The organism is Clostridium sp., assembly GCF_051656525.1.
Classification (GTDB): Bacteria; Bacillota; Clostridia; order Clostridiales; family Clostridiaceae; genus Clostridium.
On the sequence record NZ_JBOGCC010000124.1, the window covers coordinates 42,997 to 65,215 of the forward strand.

Annotated in this window: 20 protein-coding genes and 1 tRNA gene; 19 read left to right on the plus strand and 2 right to left on the minus strand. The window is 28.6% G+C overall.

What is annotated here, in order from left to right:
- Nucleotides 1-119: 119 nt before the first annotated feature.
- Complete coding sequence (locus ACRDDY_RS05785; protein WP_438564025.1) at nt 120-1,358, minus strand: NupC/NupG family nucleoside CNT transporter; 1,239 nt, start codon at nt 1,356-1,358, stop codon at nt 120-122.
- 287 nt (nt 1,359-1,645) lie between these two features.
- Nucleotides 1,646-3,022, minus strand: a complete 1,377-nt coding sequence (murC, locus tag ACRDDY_RS05790; RefSeq protein WP_438564026.1) for a UDP-N-acetylmuramate--L-alanine ligase — start codon at nt 3,020-3,022, stop codon at nt 1,646-1,648.
- Nucleotides 3,023-3,288: 266 nt separating this feature from the next.
- On the opposite strand from murC, the gene purR reads away from it, so the two are divergent.
- From purR to ACRDDY_RS05885, 19 genes are all read left to right on the plus strand, one after another.
- Nucleotides 3,289-4,104, plus strand: coding sequence for a pur operon repressor (gene purR / locus ACRDDY_RS05795; RefSeq protein ID WP_438564027.1), 816 nt, complete (start codon nt 3,289-3,291; stop codon nt 4,102-4,104).
- Between the two features lie 243 nt (nt 4,105-4,347).
- Nucleotides 4,348-5,718 carry a bifunctional UDP-N-acetylglucosamine diphosphorylase/glucosamine-1-phosphate N-acetyltransferase GlmU gene (gene glmU, locus ACRDDY_RS05800; protein ID WP_438564028.1) on the plus strand — a complete coding sequence of 457 codons (1,371 nt, stop codon included), beginning with the start codon at nt 4,348-4,350 and terminating at the stop codon, nt 5,716-5,718.
- Nucleotides 5,719-5,746: 28 nt separating this feature from the next.
- Entirely contained in the window at nt 5,747-6,706 is a 960-nt protein-coding gene (locus ACRDDY_RS05805; RefSeq protein WP_438564029.1) for a ribose-phosphate diphosphokinase, read from the plus strand.
- A gap of 353 nt (nt 6,707-7,059) precedes the next feature.
- Nucleotides 7,060-7,746: a response regulator transcription factor gene (locus tag ACRDDY_RS05810; protein ID WP_002598984.1), complete on the plus strand. Its 687-nt coding sequence runs from the start codon at nt 7,060-7,062 to the stop codon at nt 7,744-7,746.
- 2 nt (nt 7,747-7,748) lie between these two features.
- Nucleotides 7,749-9,167 (plus strand): HAMP domain-containing sensor histidine kinase, encoded by a 1,419-nt coding sequence (locus ACRDDY_RS05815; RefSeq protein ID WP_438564030.1) that lies wholly within the window; start codon nt 7,749-7,751, stop codon nt 9,165-9,167.
- Nucleotides 9,168-9,183: 16 nt separating this feature from the next.
- On the plus strand, nt 9,184-10,245 hold the full coding sequence (locus ACRDDY_RS05820; protein ID WP_438564031.1) for a S1C family serine protease: 1,062 nt from the start codon (nt 9,184-9,186) through the stop codon (nt 10,243-10,245).
- Between the two features lie 114 nt (nt 10,246-10,359).
- Nucleotides 10,360-10,935, plus strand: a complete 576-nt coding sequence (gene pth / locus ACRDDY_RS05825; RefSeq protein ID WP_438564032.1) for an aminoacyl-tRNA hydrolase — start codon at nt 10,360-10,362, stop codon at nt 10,933-10,935.
- Nucleotides 10,936-10,948: 13 nt separating this feature from the next.
- Nucleotides 10,949-14,461, plus strand: a complete 3,513-nt coding sequence (gene mfd, locus ACRDDY_RS05830; RefSeq protein ID WP_438564033.1) for a transcription-repair coupling factor — start codon at nt 10,949-10,951, stop codon at nt 14,459-14,461.
- Nucleotides 14,462-14,549: 88 nt separating this feature from the next.
- The gene (locus tag ACRDDY_RS05835; protein WP_438564034.1) at nt 14,550-15,569 is read left to right on the plus strand and encodes a peptidylprolyl isomerase; all 1,020 of its coding nucleotides are present in this window, start codon (nt 14,550-14,552) and stop codon (nt 15,567-15,569) included.
- A gap of 279 nt (nt 15,570-15,848) precedes the next feature.
- Nucleotides 15,849-16,388 carry a stage V sporulation protein T gene (gene spoVT / locus ACRDDY_RS05840; protein ID WP_438564035.1) on the plus strand — a complete coding sequence of 180 codons (540 nt, stop codon included), beginning with the start codon at nt 15,849-15,851 and terminating at the stop codon, nt 16,386-16,388.
- An 85-nt stretch (nt 16,389-16,473) separates the two neighbouring features.
- Nucleotides 16,474-18,015: a putative polysaccharide biosynthesis protein gene (locus ACRDDY_RS05845; RefSeq protein ID WP_438564036.1), complete on the plus strand. Its 1,542-nt coding sequence runs from the start codon at nt 16,474-16,476 to the stop codon at nt 18,013-18,015.
- A gap of 14 nt (nt 18,016-18,029) precedes the next feature.
- Nucleotides 18,030-19,484, plus strand: coding sequence for a nucleoside triphosphate pyrophosphohydrolase (gene mazG, locus ACRDDY_RS05850; RefSeq protein ID WP_438564037.1), 1,455 nt, complete (start codon nt 18,030-18,032; stop codon nt 19,482-19,484).
- Nucleotides 19,485-19,720: 236 nt separating this feature from the next.
- Nucleotides 19,721-19,996: an HU family DNA-binding protein gene (locus ACRDDY_RS05855; protein ID WP_438543075.1), complete on the plus strand. Its 276-nt coding sequence runs from the start codon at nt 19,721-19,723 to the stop codon at nt 19,994-19,996.
- Nucleotides 19,997-20,065: 69 nt separating this feature from the next.
- Nucleotides 20,066-20,308 (plus strand): RNA-binding S4 domain-containing protein, encoded by a 243-nt coding sequence (locus ACRDDY_RS05860; protein WP_438564038.1) that lies wholly within the window; start codon nt 20,066-20,068, stop codon nt 20,306-20,308.
- Between the two features lie 112 nt (nt 20,309-20,420).
- A complete protein-coding gene (gene yabP / locus ACRDDY_RS05865) occupies nt 20,421-20,711 on the plus strand; it encodes a sporulation protein YabP (protein ID WP_438564039.1) in 291 nt (96 codons plus the stop codon).
- A gap of 3 nt (nt 20,712-20,714) precedes the next feature.
- Entirely contained in the window at nt 20,715-21,104 is a 390-nt protein-coding gene (gene yabQ, locus ACRDDY_RS05870; protein WP_438564040.1) for a spore cortex biosynthesis protein YabQ, read from the plus strand.
- A gap of 81 nt (nt 21,105-21,185) precedes the next feature.
- On the plus strand, nt 21,186-21,452 hold the full coding sequence (locus ACRDDY_RS05875; protein ID WP_438564041.1) for an FtsB family cell division protein: 267 nt from the start codon (nt 21,186-21,188) through the stop codon (nt 21,450-21,452).
- Nucleotides 21,453-21,535: 83 nt separating this feature from the next.
- Nucleotides 21,536-21,943: a S1 domain-containing RNA-binding protein gene (locus tag ACRDDY_RS05880; protein ID WP_438564042.1), complete on the plus strand. Its 408-nt coding sequence runs from the start codon at nt 21,536-21,538 to the stop codon at nt 21,941-21,943.
- Between the two features lie 182 nt (nt 21,944-22,125).
- A tRNA-Leu gene (locus ACRDDY_RS05885) sits at nt 22,126-22,214 on the plus strand.
- The last annotated feature ends 5 nt before the right edge of the window (nt 22,215-22,219 follow it).

Genomic DNA, 22,219 nt, shown 5'->3' on the forward strand with positions numbered 1-22,219 from the left:
ATTAAATATATTAGCATTATAAAAGGATTAAGTCTTTGAAAAAGATCATAAATTTAGTATATTAACAAAAAAATAATCATCATGAAACTTTTTCATGATGATTATTTGAATTATTATATTTAAACTGAGAATAAAACTCCTGCTATAGTTCCGGTTAAACAAGTTGCAAGTGCACCACCTAAAAGGGCTTTAAAACCTAATTTAGAAATTAAACTTTTCTTTTCAGGTGCTAGAGAACCAATACCACCAATTTGTATAGCAACTGAACTAATATTAGCAAATCCACATAATGCATAAGTTAATATAAGAATAGTTTTAGGTTGAAGTACTTGATATCCAGAGGCATGAGCAATATTCTTTGAAAGTTCAGAATAAGCAACAAATTCATTTAACATAACTTTTTGTCCAAGTAAGCTACCAGCGGTAGCAACATCTGAACTCGGAATACCCATTACATAAGCAAGAGGTGAGAAAACTTGTCCTAAAATCCATTGAAGGCTAAGCCATGGAGCACCAAATAATCCACCAATTGAACTAACTACATAATTAAATAAAGCAATAAGTGCAACGAAAGCAAGCAACATTGCAGCTACGTTTAAAGCTAGTCCTAAACCTTCACTAGCACCGTTTGCAGCAGCTTCAACTACATTTGAAGATGTATTTTCAATTTTGATACCACTAACATCTTTAGTTTTAGGTTCTTCAGTTTCAGGAACTAAAATTTTAGCTAAAATTAACCCAGCAGGGGCAGCCATAATACTAGCAGCTAAAAGATCCCCAGGATCAACTCCCATAGCGACATATCCAGCCATAACTCCACCGGCAACAGTTGCCATTCCGCCAACCATTATTGCCATAAGTTCTGAACGTGTCATCTCTTTAATAAAAGGTTTTATTAAAAGAGGTGCTTCAGTTTGTCCCAAAAATATGTTTCCAACAGCACTTAGAGTTTCAGCACCAGAAGTACCTAGCAATTTACAGAAAAATTTAGCTATTATTTTTACAATAAATTGCATTATACCTAAGTAGTAAAGTATTCCCATTAAAGCTGAAAAGAAAATAATTGTAGGTAAAACTTGAAGTGCAAAAATTGAACCAATAGTGTTAGTATCCATTAAAGGTCCAAATAAGAATTTAGAACCTTCAGCAGTGAAATCGAGAATTTTAGTAATTCCTTGGCTAATAAATGTAAAGAATTTCTCGCCTATAGGAACTTTTAAAATAAAGAAACCAAAAATAACTTGAAGTCCAAGTCCAGTACAAACAAGACGCCAGTTAATTTTTTTTCTATTTTCTGAAAATAGAACAGCAATCCCGATAATAACAATAATACCGAATACACCAATAAATCTGCTCATTGATATTCTCCTTTGTTGTTTTATTTTAGTTTGTGTGAAGCATTTTATATAAGAATTAAGACTATTATAAGAATTGAATGTACAAGATGTAGAAAATTTATATAAAATATTTCAAATATATTAATTAGATTATAAACTAAAATTGAATAAAATTAAACTAAAATTGAATAATTTTAAACAAAATGTAGAAAAAAGATGAACTTATGTTCATTTTATGAGAAATTTGGATAAATAAGTAAAAAGTGCTTTGAATAATAAAAATTCAAAGCACTTTAAAAAAGATTAAATTATAAGTTTAAAAGTTTTTCACCAACGATAACAACATCTCCAGCACCAACAGTTAAAATCATATCACCATTTTTAGCTACTGATTTTAAATAATCTACTGCTTCATCATGTGAATGAACGTTAGTACATTTAAGACCGGTTTTTCTAATAGCTTCTCCAAGTTCATTAGAAGTAACAAGACCAGTATCTTTTTCACGAGCAGCATAGATATCCATTAAAAGAAGTTCATCTACACCATTAAAAGCTGTTGTAAACTCATCAAAAAGAGTTTTAGTTCTTGTGTAAGTGTGTGGTTGGAATACAAGATAAGTTTTTTTATGAGGAATTTTTTTAGCGGTGTTTATTGTTGCCTTAATTTCAACAGGATGATGAGCGTAGTCATCAATTATTGTAATTCCATTAACTTCTCCTTTATATTCAAATCTTTTATGAGCTCCAACACATTCATGAAGACCCTCGGCAATTTTTGCGTAAGGAATATTAAATATTAATCCTACACAAATTGTTGAAAGGGCATTTAAAATGTTGTGTGTTCCAGGCATATTAAGACTTACTTCAAATAAATCTTCACCATTTCTATTTACAGTAAAGGTAGCGCAACCTTTATTGTTGAAAATGATATTTTTAGGAGTCAAATCAGCATTTTCTAATCCATAGCTTAATGTGTGACATTTTACTTCTTTTAAAATTTCACGCACGTTAGGATCTTCATTATATCCGATTAGATATCCATTTTCAGGAATTAGAGCACCAAATTTTTTAAATGTTTCTACAATATGATCTAAATCTCTGTAATAGTCTAAATGATCTGCATCAATATTTAATATGATACCAACGTAAGGATAGAATTTTAAGAATGATTCCTTATATTCACAAGCTTCTGTAACAAAGTAGTCACTGCTTCCAATTCTGTAATTTCCACCAATTACATCAAGTTCTCCACCAACAAGGATAGTTGGATCAAGTTCACCTTTTAGAGATATGTTAGTTATCATAGAAGTACATGTAGTTTTTCCATGAGTTCCAGCAACTGCAACGTTGTATTTATGTCCTTTCATTATTAAACCTAAGAATTCAGCCCTATCCATTAAATGAATATTTTTTTCTTTAGCTTCAATTATTTCAGGATTATCCTGTGGAATTGCAGCAGTATAAACTACTAAATCTACATTTTGAAGATTTTCTTTTTTATGACCAATGTAAATTTCAGCTCCTTTAGATTCTAAGCTTTCAGTTATTTTTGATTCTTTTGAGTCTGAACCAGAAACTTTAAAACCGTTATTTAAAAGTACAGCAGCAAGACCGCTCATACTAATACCACCAATTCCAATAAAGTGGACTTTTTTTTCTTTATCTTTTATAAAATCAAATGACATTTAATCACCTCTTCTAGTTAATTCATTTATAATTATATACATTTTTTGTGAATTGAACACAATAAAACGAATATTATTTTAAAAAAGTTCTTTAAAATCGATATTTTTTTAAAATAATGCTTAAAAATTCTTAAAAGTGAGTAAAATTTAAAAAATAAGAGAGGAGAACTTGATAAAAAATATGATATAGAATAAAATATGAATATTAAATATAAAAAATATAAAAATAATTCGTATAAATATAAAATAGTGAAGGTGATTTTTTTATGGAGAAATTAAGTAGAAATAGCAGAGTGGTAGCAATTACAAAGATACTAACTGAGAATCCTAATAAGATTATAGGACTTAATAGATTTTCGGAGTTATTAAATGCTGCTAAATCAACTATAAGTGAGGATATTGTTATAGTAAGAGAGATTTTAGGAAAACTTGAAATGGGGCGTGTTGAAACTATTTCAGGAGCATCTGGAGGAATAAAATATGTTCCAAGTGTAGGATTAAGTATGGCAAAAGAGTTTGCGGAAAATTTATGCAGTATTTTAAAAGATGAAAATAGAGTTATTCCAGGAAATAGAATATATATGACAGATCTTATGTATAATCCGGAAATAATAAGTAAGGCAGGAACTATTATTTCAGCATGGTTTGATGATAAAAATGTAGATTATATTATAACTGTTGAAACAAAAGGAATTCCACTTGCATATGAAGTGGCTAGAAACTTAGGTGTTCAATTAGTTATAGCTAGAAGAGATAGTTTAGTAACTGAAGGGCCAACTATGACTATTAATTATGTTTCAGGAACAAGTAAGAGATTACAACAAATGTCTCTTTCTAAAAAAGCAATGAAGAAAGATTCAAGATGTGTATTTATTGATGATTTTATGAAAGGTGGAGGAACAGCACTTGGAATAAAAGATTTATTAAAAGAGTTTGATAGTGAACTTATAGGAATAGGGGTTTTAGTTGATAGCAAAGAGGGAAATAAAAAATTAGTTGATGAGTATATTTCAATTGTAGAACTTCATTCAGTTGAAGAATCAATTATATCAGATATAAGACCTTCAAAAGTTTTTGAATAAACTTGGAATGGGATTTAATGAAAATAGTATTTAAAGATATTATGAGAGGAGATTGCCTTCAAAGTTAGATAGATATAAAATAAAAATAAAGGGGATTTCTCCTTTATTTTTATTTTAGGGGAAAAGTTAATGATTTCAAAGGTTGAAAAGAGATTTTCTATGAAATATAATAAAGTAGATATAAAACTAACTATTTATTAAGTGTTAGTTTATCTCGGAAAAATTGCAAATAGAGGTGGTAAAATGTATAAGTGTGCGTTAATACTAGCAGCAGGTCAAGGAACAAGAATAAAATCAAATATACCAAAGGTTCTACATAAAGTGTGTGGAAAGGAAATGGTTAATCATGTAATTGATAACATGAGAAAAGCTAGTATAGAAGATATCAATGTAATCATTGGAAAAGGCGCAGATCTAGTAAAGAAAGAAACAGAAAGTAGAAATGTTTCATATTCTATGCAGGAAGAACAATTAGGGACAGGGCATGCAGTTAAATGTGCAGTAGATTTTTTAAAAGGAAAGAAAGGAACTGTACTTGTTTTTGCAGGAGATGCTCCATTAACTAAAGAAACCACTATAAATGAATTAATAGAGTACCATGAAGGAAATGGGAATAAAGCAACTTTATTAAGTGCATTAGTAGAAGATCCAACAGGATACGGAAGAATAATAAGAGATGAAAATAATGATGTTTTAAAGATCGTTGAGCATAAAGATTGTAACGAAGAAGAATTAAATGTAAATGAAATGAATGCAGCTATGTATTGTTTTGATATAGAAGCTTTATTAGATGCATTAGATAAAATATCAAATGATAATGTTCAAGGTGAATATTATTTAACAGATGCTATAGAAATAATAAAAGAAAATGGAGATAGAGTTGGAGCTGTAATTACAGATTATGAAGATACAATCGGTGTAAATTCAAGAGCACAACTTGCTGAAGCAGAAGAAATATTAAGAGATAGAATTAATCTTGTGCACTTAACTAATGGTGTAACTTTAATAGATCCAAAATCAACTTATATTGGTGCAGATGTAGTTATAGGGAAAGATACTATACTTTATCCAAATACAATATTAGAAGGAAATACTGTTATAGGTGAAAAATGTACTATATTCCAAAATTCAAGAATTAAAAATAGTACAATAGAGAATAATACAACAGTAGAGTCTTCGGTCATACTAGATAGTAAAATTGGAGAAAATACAAGTGTTGGACCATTTGCATATATTAGACCAGAAAGTACTATAGGAGATGATGTTAAGATTGGAGACTTTGTTGAAGTTAAAAAATCTACTATAGGAAATGGAACTAAAGTTTCGCATTTGACTTATATTGGTGATGCAGAAGTTGGATCAAAATGTAATTTTGGTTGTGGAACAGTTGTAGTAAACTATGATGGAAAAGAAAAGCATAAAACTATTATAGGAGATAATAGTTTTATAGGATGTAATACAAATTTAGTCTCACCAGTAAAGGTTGGTGATAATACTTATATTGCTGCAGGTTCAACTATAACAAATGAAGTTTCAGAAGGTGATTTAGCAGTAGCTAGAGCAAGACAAAGGAATATAAAAGGTTGGGCTTTAAAAAGAGGATTAAAGAAATAAAATAGCCAAATATTAGGAGGTCTGTAAAATGGTAACTCATGGGAATAACATAAAAATATTTACAGGAAACTCACATCCAGAACTAGCAAATGAAATAGCAAGAATGTTAGAAATAGATTTAGGAAAGTCAAAAGTTGGAACATTTAGTGATGGAGAGATATCAGTTGATATAAATGAAACTGTTAGAGGTTCGGATGTATTTCTAGTACAATCAACATCTTCACCAGTAAATAATAATTTAATGGAATTATTAATAATGATTGATGCTTTTAAGAGAGCATCAGCAGGAAGAATAACAGCTGTTATTCCATATTATGGATATGCAAGACAAGATAGAAAGGCTAAATCAAGAGATCCAATTACAGCAAAACTTGTAGCAGATCTTTTAACTACAGCAGGTGCTAATAGAGTATTAACTATGGATTTGCATGCACCTCAAATTCAAGGATATTTTAATATCCCAGTAGATCATTTAGAGGGAGCACCAATCTTAGCTAAATATTTTATTGAAAAAGGAATGGCAGATATGGATGATGTGGTAATTGTATCACCAGATTTAGGAAGTGTTACAAGAGCTAGAAAATTTGCTGATAGACTACATGCTCCAATAGCGATAATAGATAAAAGAAGACCAAAAGCAAATGTATCAGAAATAATGAATATAATTGGTGATATAAAAGGAAAAAAATGTATCCTTTTAGATGATATGATTGATACTGCAGGAACAATAACAAATGCTGCAAATGCATTAAAAGATTTAGGGGCTGAAAATGTATATGCATGTTGTACACATGGTGTATTATCAGGACCAGCTTTTGAAAGAATTGAAAGTTCAGCAATTGAAGAATTAGTTATGTTAGACACAATAAAGCTTCCTAAGGATATGGATACAAATAAATTTAAATCTTTATCAATAGCACCAATTTTTGCAGAAGCAATTAAAAGGATTTATGATGATAAACCTATAAGCAAATTATTTGAAGAATAGAAGATATATAATGAAGAAGCTATTAAAAAGTTTATAATAGCTTCTTTTTTTTCTTATGAATAAGAAAGCAAATTAGGTAAAATAATAAGAATGTAAAAAAACTTTTAAATTTAGATGAAAAATATATTTCAAAAAAGAGGGTTTTTTTATAAAAAAATTATTTCTATCATATAAATACTCGAAAAAAAGATAAAAAATTCAATATAGGTTAATAATTTGTAACTTATTAGAAAAGACTATATTAATAAAGGAAAAAAAGTGATAAATTTATAATTGATAGTTAATAATTTGAATTTATTATTAATAGCAAAAATAAAAAATAGCAAAAATAAAAAAAACATGGAGGTACCAAAATGGATGGTGTATTAGGAAAAGTTCTAATCGTAGACGATGATGAAAATATATGCGAAGTTATAAATATGTACGTTAAGAGTGCAGGATATGATACTAAAGTTGCAAACAATGGTAAAGAAGCAGAGGAAATATTTTTAGAGTATAAGCCTGATATTGTTCTTTTAGACGTTATGATACCTAGCATAGATGGAATTGATGTTTTAAAATGGATAAGAAAAGAAGGAACGACACCAGTAATAATGCTAACTGCTAAAGGTGATACTTTTGATAAAGTTCTAGCTTTAGAGTTAGGAGCAGATGATTACATAGTTAAACCTTTTGAGCCAAAAGAATTATTAGCAAGAGTTAAAGCTGTTATGAGAAGATATACAGCAGATAATACTAATAAAGAAGTTATTCAATATAATGATTTAACAATAGATGCTAATTCATATAGAGTTATATACAAAAATAGTGAAATAAAGATGCCACCTAAAGAATTTGAACTATTATATTACTTAGCTTGTAATAAAAATAGAGTATTCACAAGAGAGCAATTATTATGTGAAGTATGGGGATATGATTATCCAGGAGATTCAAGAACAGTTGATGTTCATGTAAAAAGATTAAGAGAAAAACTTCACTCAGGAGATACATGGCAGATAGAGACTGTTTGGGGGGTAGGTTATAAATTCGAGGTGAAATAATTATGAAGAAAAATAGCTTAGTTTATAAGCTTATCATAACATTTACTTTGATTTTAGCTGCTACTACTATTTTAGTAGCAGGAACCTTATCTATTTGGTTTAAAGGATATTATTTTAACCAGAAAAAAGAGCAGTTTAATAGCCAAAGTGCAATTATAGAAAATGCGGCTGTGACCTACTTAAGTTTGGACAACAGATCAAATTTAGCTACCCTTAGAAATGTAATGGATTTTGTTAGTAAATCAGTAAATGCAGATATATTAATAGCAGATAGAAATGGATATACTTATGCTGTATCTAGCGTAAGCCATGAGGAATATAAATTTACAAATTTAAATATTCCAACAAAAGAAATGGATATATTAAAATCAGGTAAATCTATAGTCTGTAATAATATAAAAGGTGCAACTCAAAATGAGTATGTATACTTAAAGCCGATTTTTAAAGGCGCGTATTTTAGTGGAATCGTTGTAATGATAACTCCTCTAGGTAGTATAAGCGCATCTTTAATGAAAGCAAATGAAGTAATTTGGTTTACAGCAATAATAGGAATAATCATTGGGGCAATAATTGTATACTTTTATGGTAAAAAAATACTTATAAAACCAATTGATAGAATAAATGTTGCAGCAAGAAGACTCGCAAGAGGTGAAGTTAATGAAAAGATTGAAATAACTTCTAATGATGAAATTGGAGAACTTGCAGATTCATTTAATGTTATGGCAGAATCATTAAAAACGGTAGATGAAAATAGAAAAGCATTTATATCAAATGTTTCTCATGAATTAAGGTCACCTATAACATCGATTAAAGGATTTATATCGGGAATTTTAGATGGTATTATTCCAAGAGATAAAGAAGGATATTATCTTAAGATAGTTTATGATGAATCTGATAGGTTATCAAGATTAATAAATGACTTACTAGATATATCGGCTATGGAAACAGGAAAACTTAAGCTAAATATGCAAGAACTTGATATAAGTAGTATGATAAAGCAATGTGTAGCAAAATTTGAAAGTAAGATAAGAGAAAATGGAATAAATGTCGATGTTACATTAGAAATGGCGCATCAATATGTTTATGGAGATAATGATAAAATTATACAAGTTTTAACTAACTTAGTAGATAATGCATTAAAATATGGTTACGAAGATGGTTATGTCAAAATAGATACAAAATCAAAAGGTGATAGAGTCTATGTTAGTATTTATAATGATGGACCAACTCTTACAAAAGAGCAGATAGTTAAAATTTGGGATAGATTTTATAAGGCAGATATATCACGTACTAACAAAGTTAGTACTGGCTTAGGATTACCAATAGTAAGATTAATATTGGCAGAACATGGTGAAGATATTTGGGTTGAAAACTATAAAGATAAAGGTGTTGTATTTACGTTCACTTTAAAGAAAGTATAAATGTTTGGTGATAAAAATGAGTAAAAATAATGAAAAAAGAGAGGGCTCAATTAATATAAAAAATAAGACTCCTCTATTTACAAGAAATAATTTATATATTTTTATAATAATTATTGTAACTGCGATAATTACAGGAGCAATAACAACAAAATATGTAACAGATAAGTTTGATGGCACAATAAAAAATGCAGTAAATTCTGTTGAAAGTAATACTATAACAGAAAATATAATAAAAGAAGTTGGTCCATCATTAGTAACAATAGGTTCATCTCCAGAAAATTTAGAGCAAATAGAAGTGAATGATACTAATGCAACTGGAGTTATAATTAATAAAGATGGATTGATTATAACCGATTATGATCTTATAAGAGGTATGAAGAATATTTATGTAAGGTTACAAGCTAAAGGAATTGAGCCAAAAAAAGCAATATTTTTAGGGTATGACAAGGAAACAGGAATAGCAGTTCTAAAAATAAACGAAAAAAACTTAACACCAATACAATATACAACTAGTTTAAACGCAAAGGCTGGAGATACTGTTTTAGCAATAGGAAATGCAACAAATTCTAATTATGTTGGAATGGTTACTCCGGGAATTCTTACATCTACAAATTACTCAATAACTGTAGATGGTGAAAAGAATAGATTACTTCAAACCAATGCTATAATGAGTTCACAAAATTACGGTGGAGTAATTTGTAATTCAAAAGGTCAAATGATAGGATTTAATAGTGAATATTTAACTAAAAAATATAATTTGAATGGATTATATTTTGCTATAGGAATGGATACTGTTCAAGAGAGTATTCAAAATGTATTAGATAAGACTAACGTTCTAGGAATAGATGGTGCTGAGCTTGAGAATGGAAAAGGATTTTATGTTACTGATGTAAGATCTGGAACTCCAGCTAGTAAAGCAGGAATTGGAACAACTGATATAATTGAATCTATTAATGGTAATAAAATAGAAGATTTAAATGACTTTTATAATGAGGTAAAATCATTTAAAGAAGGAGCTACCATAAAACTACAAGTTTTAAAAGATGGAAACTCAAGAGAAATAAATATAACTATTTAAGATAAAGGGACTTTTTTTAAAAGTCTCTTTATTATTGTTAAAAATTAGTATAAGATTATAGAGGGATTTGAATTAAAGTAGAATTACATAGGAAAAAAATAAGGAGATTTTAATATGTTTTTAATTGTTGGATTAGGAAATATAGGTAAAGAATATAATAATACTAGACACAATATAGGATTTGATGCAATAGATGCTATTGCAGATATGTATAATATTAGTATAAACAGGAAAAAATTCAAAGGTGAGTATGGAGAAGGAATTATAGGGGGAGAAAAAACTATAATAATAAAACCATCAACATTTATGAATTTAAGTGGAGAATGTTTAAGAGAAGTAATGGACTTTTATAAACTAAGTAATGAAGATGTTTTAGTTATTTATGATGATATAAGTCTTGATGTAGGAAAAATAAGAATTAGAGAAAAAGGAAGTGCAGGAGGACATAATGGTATAAAAAGTATAATAAGCCATTTAGGAACAGATGTATTTCCAAGAATAAAAATAGGAGTAGGTGCACCAAAAGATGATTTGATAAAGTATGTTTTAGGTAATTTTTCAAAAGAAGAAAGAAAAGTTTTAAACGAAACATTAGAAGCAGTAGCAAAAGCATCAGAAGTATTAATAAAAGAAGATGCTAAAATAGCAATGAATGAATTTAATGGGTTTAAACCAGAAGAAATAGTATAGAGGTGATATAAAGATGAGATTAAGAGGGCTTATGGAACCCTTAATGTCTAGCAATGAATTTTTAAGTATATTAGAAAATATTAAAGAAAAAAAATTTCCACAAGCAATTTATGGTTTATCAGACTCAGGAAAAAGCTATTTTATAAATAGTTTATATGAAGAGGAAGATAAGCCTTTAGTTGTCGTTGCACATAGTGATATAGAAGCTAAGAATATATATGAAGATTTAAGTTTTTATAATTTAGATGTATATTATTTTCCAGTGAAAGAAGTTGTTTTTTATAATATTGATGCGATATCTGGAGATTTAAGATGGGCAAGACTTAAGGTAATAAAAGAAGTATTAAATAAAAAGAAAAAGATAATAGTAACTTCAATAGAAGCTTTCGCAGCAAACTATACTCCAAGAAGCTATTATAAAAGCCATACAATAAAATTAAAAGTATCAGAAGAAGTTGATTTTAAAGTTATTAGTAAAACTTTAGTTGAGGCTGGGTATGAAAGAGTTGAAATGGTTGAAGGTAAAGGAGAATTTGCTTTAAGAGGTGGAATACTTGATGTATTCCCTATAACGGAAGAATATCCTTATAGAATAGAGTTATTTGGAGATGAAGTAGATTCTATTAGAAGGTTTAATGTTGATTCTCAAAGAAGTATAGATAAAGTGAAGAAGGTAGAAATTTTTCCAGCTAAAGAAGTTATAGTAGATGATGAAATTATAAAAGAAGCTAGTGAAAAAATAAGAGAAGAGTTAAAGCAAGGGGTAGAAAAAATAAAAGATTTAGATATTAAATCTAAATTGTCTCAAACTATGAATAGTAATTTAGAAAGTCTAGAAAATACTATGAGTTTTGAAACTATAGATTCGTACCTACCATTCTTTTACTCGAAGCTTGAAACCTTTTTTGATTATATAGGAAGTAGTCTTATAGTATTAGATGATACAGAAAGATGTCTAGGTAAGCTTGAATCAATGTATATAGAGTTTAGAGAAAGCTTTACTATGTTCTTAGAAAAAGGAAATATACTCCCATCTCATGCAAAATTATTATTAAATGAGGGAAAAGTAATAGACACTTTAGAGGAGAGAAATATAGTAACTATAGATATATTTCCTAAAGTAAGAGAGTTCTTAAAACCACATTCGTTAATGAATTTAAAACAAATAACATTACATCGCTATCAGGGACAGTTAGATTTATTAATAGAAGATATAAGAGCTAAAAAAGAAGCTGGTTATAAGACGTTGATTTTATCAGGAACTAGAACTAGAGGAGAGAGGTTAGTTTCAGTTTTAAGAGATAGAGAGATAGAAAGTGTCTATAAGGACGATGTAGATCAAATTCAGTTTGGAGAAGTTGTTATAACTTTTGGAAATTTATCAAATGGTTTTGATTACCCAGAACAAAAGATATGTGTTATATCTGATAAAGATGTTTTTGGAGAAGCAAAAAGAAAATCAAAGAAGAAAACCAAAAATAAAAAAGGTGTATCTAAGATAACATCATTTACAGAACTTAAAATTGGAGATTTTGTTGTACATGTAAACCATGGAATAGGGGTTTATAAAGGAATAAAGCAAATTGATGTAAATGGAATCAAGAGAGATTATTTAGATATTGTATATCAAAAGGGAGATAAATTATATATTCCTGTTGATCAACTTGATTTAATTCAAAAATATATTGGTGGTGAAGGAAACACACCTAAAGTAAATAAGCTTGGTGGAGCAGAATGGCAAAAAGCTAAATTAAAGGCTAAAAAATCAATAGATGATATAGCACAAGATTTAGTTAAACTTTACGCGGAGAGGTCAGCAATAAAAGGACATAAATTTAGTAAAGATACTGAATGGCAAAAGCAATTTGAGGATGAATTTCCTTATGAAGAAACACCAGATCAACTTACATCTTTAGTAGAAATAAAAGAAGATATGGAATCAGTAAAGGTTATGGATAGACTTTTATGTGGAGATGTTGGATATGGAAAAACAGAAGTAGCTATAAGAGCAGCATTTAAAGCTATTATGGATAATAAACAAGTAGCATTCTTAGTACCAACGACTATTTTAGCAGAGCAACATTATAAGAATTTATTAAAAAGATTTTCAGATTTTCCGGTGAAAATTGATATGATTAGTAGGTTTAGAACTGCAAAACAACAAAAGTTAACGATGCAAGCAGCTAAAGAAGGAAACTTAGATATTTTAATAGGAACACATAAATTAGTCACTAAAGATATTCAATTTAAAGATTTGGGACTTCTTATAGTGGATGAAGAGCAAAGATTTGGAGTTAAGCAAAAAGAGAAAATAAAAGGTTTAAAGAAGAATGTAGATGTACTTACATTAAGTGCAACACCAATTCCAAGAACTCTTCATATGTCGCTTACAGGTGCTAGAGATATATCTGTTATTGAAACACCTCCAGAAGAAAGGTATCCAATTCAAACTTATGTTGTAGAACAAAATGATCAGCTTGTGAGAGATGCTATTATAAGAGAAATGAATAGAGGAGGGCAAGTATTTTTTGTTTACAATAGAGTTGAGAATATTGAAAAGATAGCAGCCTATATAAAAGAACTTGTTCCAGAAGCTAATGTAAGTTTTGCACATGGAAGAATGACGGAAAGACAACTTGAGAATGAAATGGTTAGATTCATGGATAAGGAGTTTGATGTTCTTGTATGTACAACTATTATAGAGACAGGAATTGATATGCCAAATGTTAATACAATAATAGTTTGGGATTCAGATAAGATGGGATTATCACAACTTTACCAATTAAGGGGAAGAGTAGGTAGAAGTAATAAAATAGCCTATGCATATCTTTTATATACTAAGGATAGAGTATTAACTGAAATTGCAGAGAAAAGATTAAAAGCATTGAAAGATTTTACAGAACTTGGGTCAGGATTTAAAATTGCAATGAGAGATTTAGAAATTAGAGGTGCTGGTAATATGATGGGTTCATCACAACATGGTCATATGGCTAGTATAGGATATGATTTATATTGTAGAATGCTTGAAGATACAATAAAATTAATTAAAGGTGAAATATCAAAAGAGCCAGTAGAAACAACAGTTGATTTAAAAGTTAATGCATTTATACCAAGTAGATATATTGAAGATGAAAATTTAAAAATAGAAGTATATAAAAAGATTGCATCTATAGAAAATAAAGATGACTATATGGAAATAAAAGATGAACTTGAAGACAGATATTCTGGTATTCCAGAAAGTGTTTATAATTTAATGGATATAGCTTATATAAAAAGTAAAGCTAAATCTTTAGGTATTGAAGAAATAAAAGAAACACCTAAAGGAATAATCTTTAGATTTACTGCAAATGATAAGGATTATATAAAAGTGTTTGATGCAGTAACAGATAGATATAAGAAGAAATTTATACTAAAATTTGGTGAAAATCCAGAGTTGATATTTAGGCAAACATCTGTAAAGAAAGAAGAGATATTAGCATTTTTTAAAGAAATGCTTCAAAATATTATAAAAGTCATAAATATGTAAATTTCCATAATTGAATTAAGTGTATAATATTGATATACTAAGAAGAACGTTAAAATAAGGAAAATTTTCAGTAAAGTGAGGTAATGACGTGGGTAAAGTTAAAAGTTTAATAGCGATAGGGATAGTTGCAGTTGTAGCTGTATCTATTGTGGGCTGTAAAATGATACAAAAGACGCCAGAAGCTATACAAAAAGAAGTTTTAGCTAAGGTTGGGGATTATAAAATAACAAGAGGGGATTTAGATAAAGCAATGGCACCAACACTTGCAATGGTTAAAAAGCAATATGGTGATAATTTTATGCAAAATCCACAAGTTAAACAGGAGTATGTTCAAGCAGAAGAACAAACATTAAATCTTTTAGTAGATCAACAAATAGTTCTTCAAGAAGCACCAAAATTAAAAACAGAGCCAAGTGCAGAAGATTTAACTAAGCAAGTAAACACTCAGATTCAAGATATGATTAAAGAATTTGGCGGTCAAGATGCTTTTAATAATGCATTAAAACAAGAGAATACAACTCAAGCAGAACTTGAAACACAAATAAAAAATAATATAATTATTCAAGATACATTACAAAAAGCTGTATATAGCACAGTTAAAGTGACTCCAGAACAAGCACAACAGTACTATAATAACAATAAAATGTTATATACTACTAAAGATTCAGGAGCAGATGTTTCACATATTTTAGTTAAGACTAAAGATGAAGCAGATAAAATTGAAGCAGAACTTAAGAAAGATAATGGCAAGAACTTTGCAGAACTTGCAAAACAAGATAGTATAGATCCAGGTTCAAAAGATAAAGGTGGAAGTTTAGGATGGGTTCCATATGACTCACAACAATTAGTTCCACAATTTATGGCAGGAATGAGAACATTGACTAAAGATGGTCAAATTTCAGCACCAGTTCAAAGTCAATATGGATGGCACATAATACAAGTTGAAAATGTTAAATTAGCGTTCCAACCATTTAAAGATGTTGAAAAAACAATAACTGAAACATTGACAAAACAAGAACAACAAACTAAATTACAAAGTGATTTAGCTACTTGGAAAAAAGATCTTAATGTTAAAATTTATACAGATAAACTAACTAAAAATAATTAATATTTTTTAAAATAAAAAGCACTAGGATGCATATTCCTAGTGCTTTTTGCTTTTGTTGAATAGATTTTATGGTTAAATATATGCTAATAAAAGTTCATATATGCAAGAAAATGAAGTTGTATATATTAAATATACAAAAAATAAATAAATTTGTAAAAATAAAATATAAATAATGGTTATATGGGTATAAAATTTCTGTCTAGTCAAATAATAATAGTGTGAGATAGAATAAAAGAAAGTTTTTTAAAATAAAACTTTAAGGAGGGTTTAGTATAAATTATGAAAGCAACAGGAATAGTAAGAAGAATTGATGATTTAGGTAGGGTAGTTATACCGAAAGAAATAAGAAGAACATTGAGAATCAGAGAAGGAGATCCTTTAGAAATTTTTACAGATAGAGAAGGTGGAGTTATTTTAAAAAAATATTCTCCAATAGGGGAATTAACAGATTTCTCTAAGGAGTATGTAGAAAGTCTTCAAAATACAGTAGGGAATATTGTTATTATTGCAGATAAAGATGCATTTATATCTTCAGCAGGAACAAATAAAAAAGATTATGTTGATAGAAAAGTAAGCTCAGAACTTGAAGAAGTGATGGAAGGGAGAAAAATTGTACATTTAACTGGTGATAAAGTTATTCCACTACATAATGATGAAAATCATAAAGAAATAAAAGCAGAAGTAGTAGCACCAATAATTGCAGAAGGTGATGCTATTGGAGCTGTAGTGATAATGTCAAAAACAGATAGTAAACTTACAGATGTTGAAATGAAATTAGCAGAAGCTGCAGCTTTATTTTTAGGAAAGCAAATGGAATAATAATAATACATAATTAAAAAATAGTAATAATACCTCTAAACTTTAAATAAAATTAGTAAGAAAGTAAAAAGTTTGGGGGTATTTTATGAGGAAACAATCTCTAATAAAAGGGAGTATAGTTTTAGGTGTAGCAGGAATATTAGCGAAATTTTTAGGGTTGTTTTTTAGATGGCCGTTAATAATGTTAATAGGAGATGAAGGAATAGGATTTTATCAAATGTCATACCCATTATTAATGTTTTTTGTGGCAATAACATCAGGAATTCCAGTAGCAATATCTAAAATAGTCTCTGAAAATAATGCAATGGGAGACATAGAAGGAAGTTTTAAATGTGTTAAATCAGCAACATATTTAATGTTAGCATTAGGACTTATAACAACGGGAATATTATTTATATTTGCAAAGCCTATCATAATTATTTTAAAGTGGGATATGAAATCATACTACTCATTAGTAGCAATATCATTTGCACCATTAGTACTATCGATTATGACAATATATAGAGGATTTTTTCAAGGCCTTCAAAATATGAGTCCATCAGCAATATCACAAGTTTTAGAGCAGGTAGGAAGAGTAGTAATTGGAATTGGACTAGCTGTATTTTTATTGCCACTTGGAATTGAATATGCAGCAGGAGGAGCAGCTTTTGGAGCAGCAGCAGGAGGGATTATTGCGGGAGGATACTTATATTTTAAGTACAGAAAAATTAAAAAAGAATTTAAAATTAAGAAGGTAGTAACTAACCATGGAGTAACAGATAAAATATTAAAAATAGCAGCACCAATATCACTTGCAATGACTGTGAGTGCAGTAATGACATTAATAGATTCTATCCTTATTCCACAAAGATTATTACAAGCGGGGATAGAACGTAGCCAAGCTACTATTTTATATGCACAAATGACAGGAAAAGCAGCGGTAATAGTTAATATACCAATGACTTTGTCAATAGCGTTATGTGCTTCATTAGTGCCTATAATAGCAGAAAGCTATGTATTAAGAAAGAAGGGAGATGTAAATAATAAGGTAGAGATGGCTATGAAAATATCAGGTGTAATTGCAATTCCTTGTATGGTAGGAATATTTATATTAGCAGAACCTATTATGAAGTTGGTTTTTCAAGGTCATTATGGAGGGGTTGAAATATTAAAATATATGGGAATTACAATACCATTTATTATAATAACTCAAACAACTACATCTATTTTGCAGGGAGTAGGTAAATATGTAGTTCCAATAATAACATTAGCAGTAGGATGTACAGTGAAATTTATAATAACAAGTATCTTAGTGCCTAATCCACAATTTAATATTTATGGAGCAATAATAGCTAGTATAATTGCATATATGACCGTAGCTATTTTAAATATAATTTGCTTAAAAGTAACTATGAAAGTTAAGATAAATAGTTATAATAATTTTGTGAAACCTTTATATGGGGCAATAGGTATGGGAGTTGTGGTATTTTTATCTTATAAATTTTTAATTCTTAGAATAGGAAGTAACGGTATATCTTGCTTAGTATCTATATTTTTAGGTATTATAGTATATATAACTTTGATTATGGTGATGAAAGTATTTAAGATTTATGAAATAGTTGATAGAATACCTAAATTTAAAAAATAAAAAGGAGCAATATTATGATTAAGATAATTGGATTAGGTCCAGGAGCGAAAGAGGCACTAACAATGGGAGCATTAATGCTTTTAGAAGAAAGCAATCAAATATATTTTAGAACAGAAATACATCCTACTGTAGATTTTATAAAGGAAAAAAATATAAAATTTAAAACGTATGATGAATACTATAATAAATATGATAGCTTTGATGATGTATATATGAATATTGCAGAGGATTTAATAAAAAAATATGATGAAGTAAATGAAGATATTGTATATGCAGTGCCAGGACATCCGTTAGTTGCAGAAAAATCTGTGTCTAATCTTATGAACCTTTGTGACGAAAAAGGAATAGAGTATGAAATATTACCAGCAGTTAGCTTTATAGATGCTATGATGGATAGATTAAAAATAGATCCTATAGAAGGATTAAAAATTATAGATGCTTTTGATATAGGAAATCAAATATTAGATAAAAGAATAGGAACTATAATAACACAAGTATATAATCCTTTTATAGCATCTGAAGTAAAATTAAAATTATTAGAATCATATAATGATGAAACAGAAATAATTTATGTGAGAGCAGCTGGAATAAAGGGATTAGAGAGCATTAGAAGAATTCCTTTATATGAATTAGATATGCAAGAAGATATTGATTATTTAACATCAATATATATGCCTAGGGATGAAGAAAATAAAAAAGATATATATGATTTAATTCAAATTGTAGATATATTAAGAGGAGATAACGGGTGTGCTTGGGATAGAGAACAAACTCATAAAAGTCTTAGAAATGCAATTATAGAAGAGAGTTATGAAGTAGCTGATGCAATTGATAAAGAAGATGATGATGCACTTATAGAAGAACTTGGTGATATATTATTACATGTTGTATTCCATGCAGCAATTGGAAAAGAAGATTGTTACTTTGATTTGGGTGATATAATAGGTGGAATATGTGAAAAGATGATATATAGACATCCACATGTATTCAAAGAGGGTGATGAGATATCTTCAAAAGAAGTAGAAAATAATTGGGAAGAATTAAAGAAGAAAGAAAAAGGATTTGATACAGTAGCAGAAGAGGTCTTAGCCATAGCAAAAGCCCTTCCAGCAGTGGAGAGGGCAGAGAAGGTACAGGTTAAAACATCTAAGGCGGGATTTGACTGGAAAGAAGAATTTATAAAAGGTGCCTCAGCTAAGGTAATAGAAGAATTAAATGAAGTTTTAGATGTATATAAAACAGATGATGAGGATAGAATAAAAGAGGAAGTAGGAGATTTATTCTTTGCATGCGTTAATATAAGTAGATTTTTAAATGTTAATGGTGAAGAATCATTAAATTTAGCTACAGATAAATTTATAAAAAGATTTAAAAAAGTAGAAGAAGCTTCATTAAAAAGTGGGAAAAATATGAAAGAAATGTCTACAGAAGAGCTAGATAAGCTTTGGAATGAAGCTAAAAAAATGTAAATTCTTTTATAAGAAAAGGAATTTAAAGTTTTGTGGAGAATATAATACTTTGTTGAAACTATACTGAAAAACTAAGGTATGTTAGATAATTTTTTGTAAAACTATTGAATAATTTATTCAATCGGTGTAGACTAGATGAAAAAGTAATAATATAATAAGAGAAGTAAGTATAGTACATATTTAAGAATTAACAAGTACTATAAGTAAATAACTTGTTATTTAAGGAGGATGTAATTGTGAATAAAGCAGAATTAATCACTAGTATGGCTGATAAGTCTAAATTAACTAAGAAGGATGCAGAATTAGCATTAAAAGCATTCATTGAAAGCGTTGAAGAAGCATTAGAAAATGGTGAAAGAGTTCAATTAGTTGGATTCGGAACTTTCGAAACTAGAGAAAGAGCAGCTAGAGAAGGAAGAAACCCAAGAACTAAAGAAACTATAAAAATTCCAGCTTCAACTGTTCCAGTTTTCAAAGCAGGAAAAGAATTTAAAGAAAAAGTTAATAAGTAATTATTTTAAATATAAATACTTAATAAAGCCCGGGGGAACTCGGGTTTTTTCTTGTAAGGAGGAATAAAAATGAGATTAGATAAATATTTAAAAGTATCAAGAATAATAAAAAGAAGAACAGTAGCTAAAGAGGCTTGTGAAAGTGAAAGAGTTATAATAAATGGAAAAATAGCAAAGTCATCAACAACTGTAAAAGAAGGGGATATAATAGAAATTGCATTTGCAAGTAGAAGCATAAAAGCAGAAATAATTAATATCGCTGAACACGTAAGAAAAGAAGATGCAAAAGAAATGTATAAAATAATAGAATAATAAAAAGAAAAAGTGTAAATAATTTAAGTACAAAATTAGAGAATAAAAAGAATAAGGAATGGATAATTGTCATATATTCATAAAGAGAAAAACTATATAAGGGGCAGATGTTATGAATAAAGACAATAATTCTATTAAGTTACAAAGTAAAATAGAGTTAGAAAACAGAAGGAAAATGACATTAACAGGTGTTAATGAAGTTTTAAGTTTCAATGAAGAAAAAATAATCTTAAATACTGTTTTAGGAAAAATGAGTATTAAAGGGCAAGGATTAAAAGTAAATAGACTAGATGTGAAAAATGGAGATGTTATTGTAGAAGGATATGTAAGTAGTATGATCTATACAAATAACAAAAATACTAAAAGAAAATTTATTAATATTTTGCGAAGAAAGAAGGTGTAGACTATGCCTTTAAGTATTGAAATGCAAATTAATATGGTTTTATATAGTATAGCAGCAGGGGTTATTTTAGGTGGTTTATTTGATATTTATAGAATAATACGGGGAAAAAGTGTAGTAAGAGTAATAGCAATGATAGAAGATATATTATTTTGGATATTAAGTGCAATAGCAGTATTTACATTTTTATTGTATAATAATTATGCGTTTTTAGGTCCATATGTATATATCTTTATAGTAGCTGGATTAGTTATATACTTAAAACTGTTAAGTAAGTTTGTTTATAAGGCAGAAGTAGTATTTTTAGATGGTGCATGGAGAATAATTAGAATAGGATATAAAAATACAACATATTCTATAAGGCTAATGAACTCTAAAATGCGAGGAAAGAAATGAATATGTAAAAAAAAGGCTTGAATAAACTTATACTAATGTTTAAAATGTAAATATGAGAATAATATAATAGGGGTATTGTGGATGAGAAAAAGGGTGAAATTCAAAAATCTAGCTTTTTTTGTTTTGGGTGGTATTTTTATTTTTAGTTTTATTGATCAGGAAATTAAGATGAAAAAAATTGAAAAAGAAATATTAATGAAAAAGGATGAATTAAAAGACTTGAAAAAACAAAATAAAGTACTTGAAGAAAAGATGAAGACAGTAAATACAGATGAATATATTGAGACCTTAGCTAGAGAAAGACTTGACATGGTTAAACCAGGTGAAGAAATCATAAAAGATAAATAAAAAGGTGACTCAAATTCAAACAATTAGGTTATTATTATTAATAACATAGATATTTATTCAAATTAAGGAGGAATCTTTTAAAGATGAGCTTAGCGGCAGGAAACATATTAGACGGTAAAGTGGTTAATATCACAAATTTTGGAGCTTTTGTAGAACTCGAAGGTGGAAAAACAGGTTTAGTCCACATTTCAGAAGTGGCAGATTCTTTTGTAAAGGATATAAACGAGCATTTAAAAGAAGGAGATAAAGTTAAGGTTAAAGTTATCTCAATAGAAGAAAATGGGAAAATAAGTCTTTCAATTAAGCAGGGAACACCAAAACCAAAAAAGAGTGTTAAACCAGTAGATGTTGAATGGAAAGCTGAAAAGAAAAAATCAACAGGAAATTTTGAAGATCAAATGTCGAAATTTCTAAAAGATAGCGAAGAGAGAATGGTTGATGTAAAAAAACATCAAGAATTCAGAAGTAAAAATAGTAAGAAAAACTATTAATTCGTTAGTAAATAAAAATAAGTTTATATAAATTTATGTGATTAAAAACCCCTTAAGCTTAGTGCTTAAGGGGTTTTTGACTGGTATAAATAAAAAAGAATTTTTTTTTAAGAAAAAGTGTTGACATAAACATAGGTGTAATATATAATAAATCTTGTCGTCAGGGACAAAACAAATTTCAAGCCGAAGTGGCGGAACTGGCAGACGCACAGGACTTAAAATCCTGCGGTGGTTAAACACCGTACCGGTTCGATTCCGGTCTTCGGCACCAAATTT

What these genes read in the sequence shown, in the direction of transcription:
- ACRDDY_RS05785 (WP_438564025.1), bottom strand. Translation starts at nt 1,358, where the DNA reads ATGAGCAGATTTATTGGTGTATTCGGTATTATTGTTATTATCGGGATT.
- murC (WP_438564026.1), bottom strand. Translation starts at nt 3,022, where the DNA reads ATGTCATTTGATTTTATAAAAGATAAAGAAAAAAAAGTCCACTTTATT.
- purR (WP_438564027.1), top strand. Translation starts at nt 3,289, where the DNA reads ATGGAGAAATTAAGTAGAAATAGCAGAGTGGTAGCAATTACAAAGATA.
- glmU (WP_438564028.1), top strand. Translation starts at nt 4,348, where the DNA reads ATGTATAAGTGTGCGTTAATACTAGCAGCAGGTCAAGGAACAAGAATA.
- ACRDDY_RS05805 (WP_438564029.1), top strand. Translation starts at nt 5,747, where the DNA reads ATGGTAACTCATGGGAATAACATAAAAATATTTACAGGAAACTCACAT.
- ACRDDY_RS05810 (WP_002598984.1), top strand. Translation starts at nt 7,060, where the DNA reads ATGGATGGTGTATTAGGAAAAGTTCTAATCGTAGACGATGATGAAAAT.
- ACRDDY_RS05815 (WP_438564030.1), top strand. Translation starts at nt 7,749, where the DNA reads ATGAAGAAAAATAGCTTAGTTTATAAGCTTATCATAACATTTACTTTG.
- ACRDDY_RS05820 (WP_438564031.1), top strand. Translation starts at nt 9,184, where the DNA reads ATGAGTAAAAATAATGAAAAAAGAGAGGGCTCAATTAATATAAAAAAT.
- pth (WP_438564032.1), top strand. Translation starts at nt 10,360, where the DNA reads ATGTTTTTAATTGTTGGATTAGGAAATATAGGTAAAGAATATAATAAT.
- mfd (WP_438564033.1), top strand. Translation starts at nt 10,949, where the DNA reads ATGAGATTAAGAGGGCTTATGGAACCCTTAATGTCTAGCAATGAATTT.
- spoVT (WP_438564035.1), top strand. Translation starts at nt 15,849, where the DNA reads ATGAAAGCAACAGGAATAGTAAGAAGAATTGATGATTTAGGTAGGGTA.
- ACRDDY_RS05845 (WP_438564036.1), top strand. Translation starts at nt 16,474, where the DNA reads ATGAGGAAACAATCTCTAATAAAAGGGAGTATAGTTTTAGGTGTAGCA.
- mazG (WP_438564037.1), top strand. Translation starts at nt 18,030, where the DNA reads ATGATTAAGATAATTGGATTAGGTCCAGGAGCGAAAGAGGCACTAACA.
- ACRDDY_RS05860 (WP_438564038.1), top strand. Translation starts at nt 20,066, where the DNA reads ATGAGATTAGATAAATATTTAAAAGTATCAAGAATAATAAAAAGAAGA.
- yabP (WP_438564039.1), top strand. Translation starts at nt 20,421, where the DNA reads ATGAATAAAGACAATAATTCTATTAAGTTACAAAGTAAAATAGAGTTA.
- yabQ (WP_438564040.1), top strand. Translation starts at nt 20,715, where the DNA reads ATGCCTTTAAGTATTGAAATGCAAATTAATATGGTTTTATATAGTATA.
- ACRDDY_RS05875 (WP_438564041.1), top strand. Translation starts at nt 21,186, where the DNA reads ATGAGAAAAAGGGTGAAATTCAAAAATCTAGCTTTTTTTGTTTTGGGT.
- ACRDDY_RS05880 (WP_438564042.1), top strand. Translation starts at nt 21,536, where the DNA reads ATGAGCTTAGCGGCAGGAAACATATTAGACGGTAAAGTGGTTAATATC.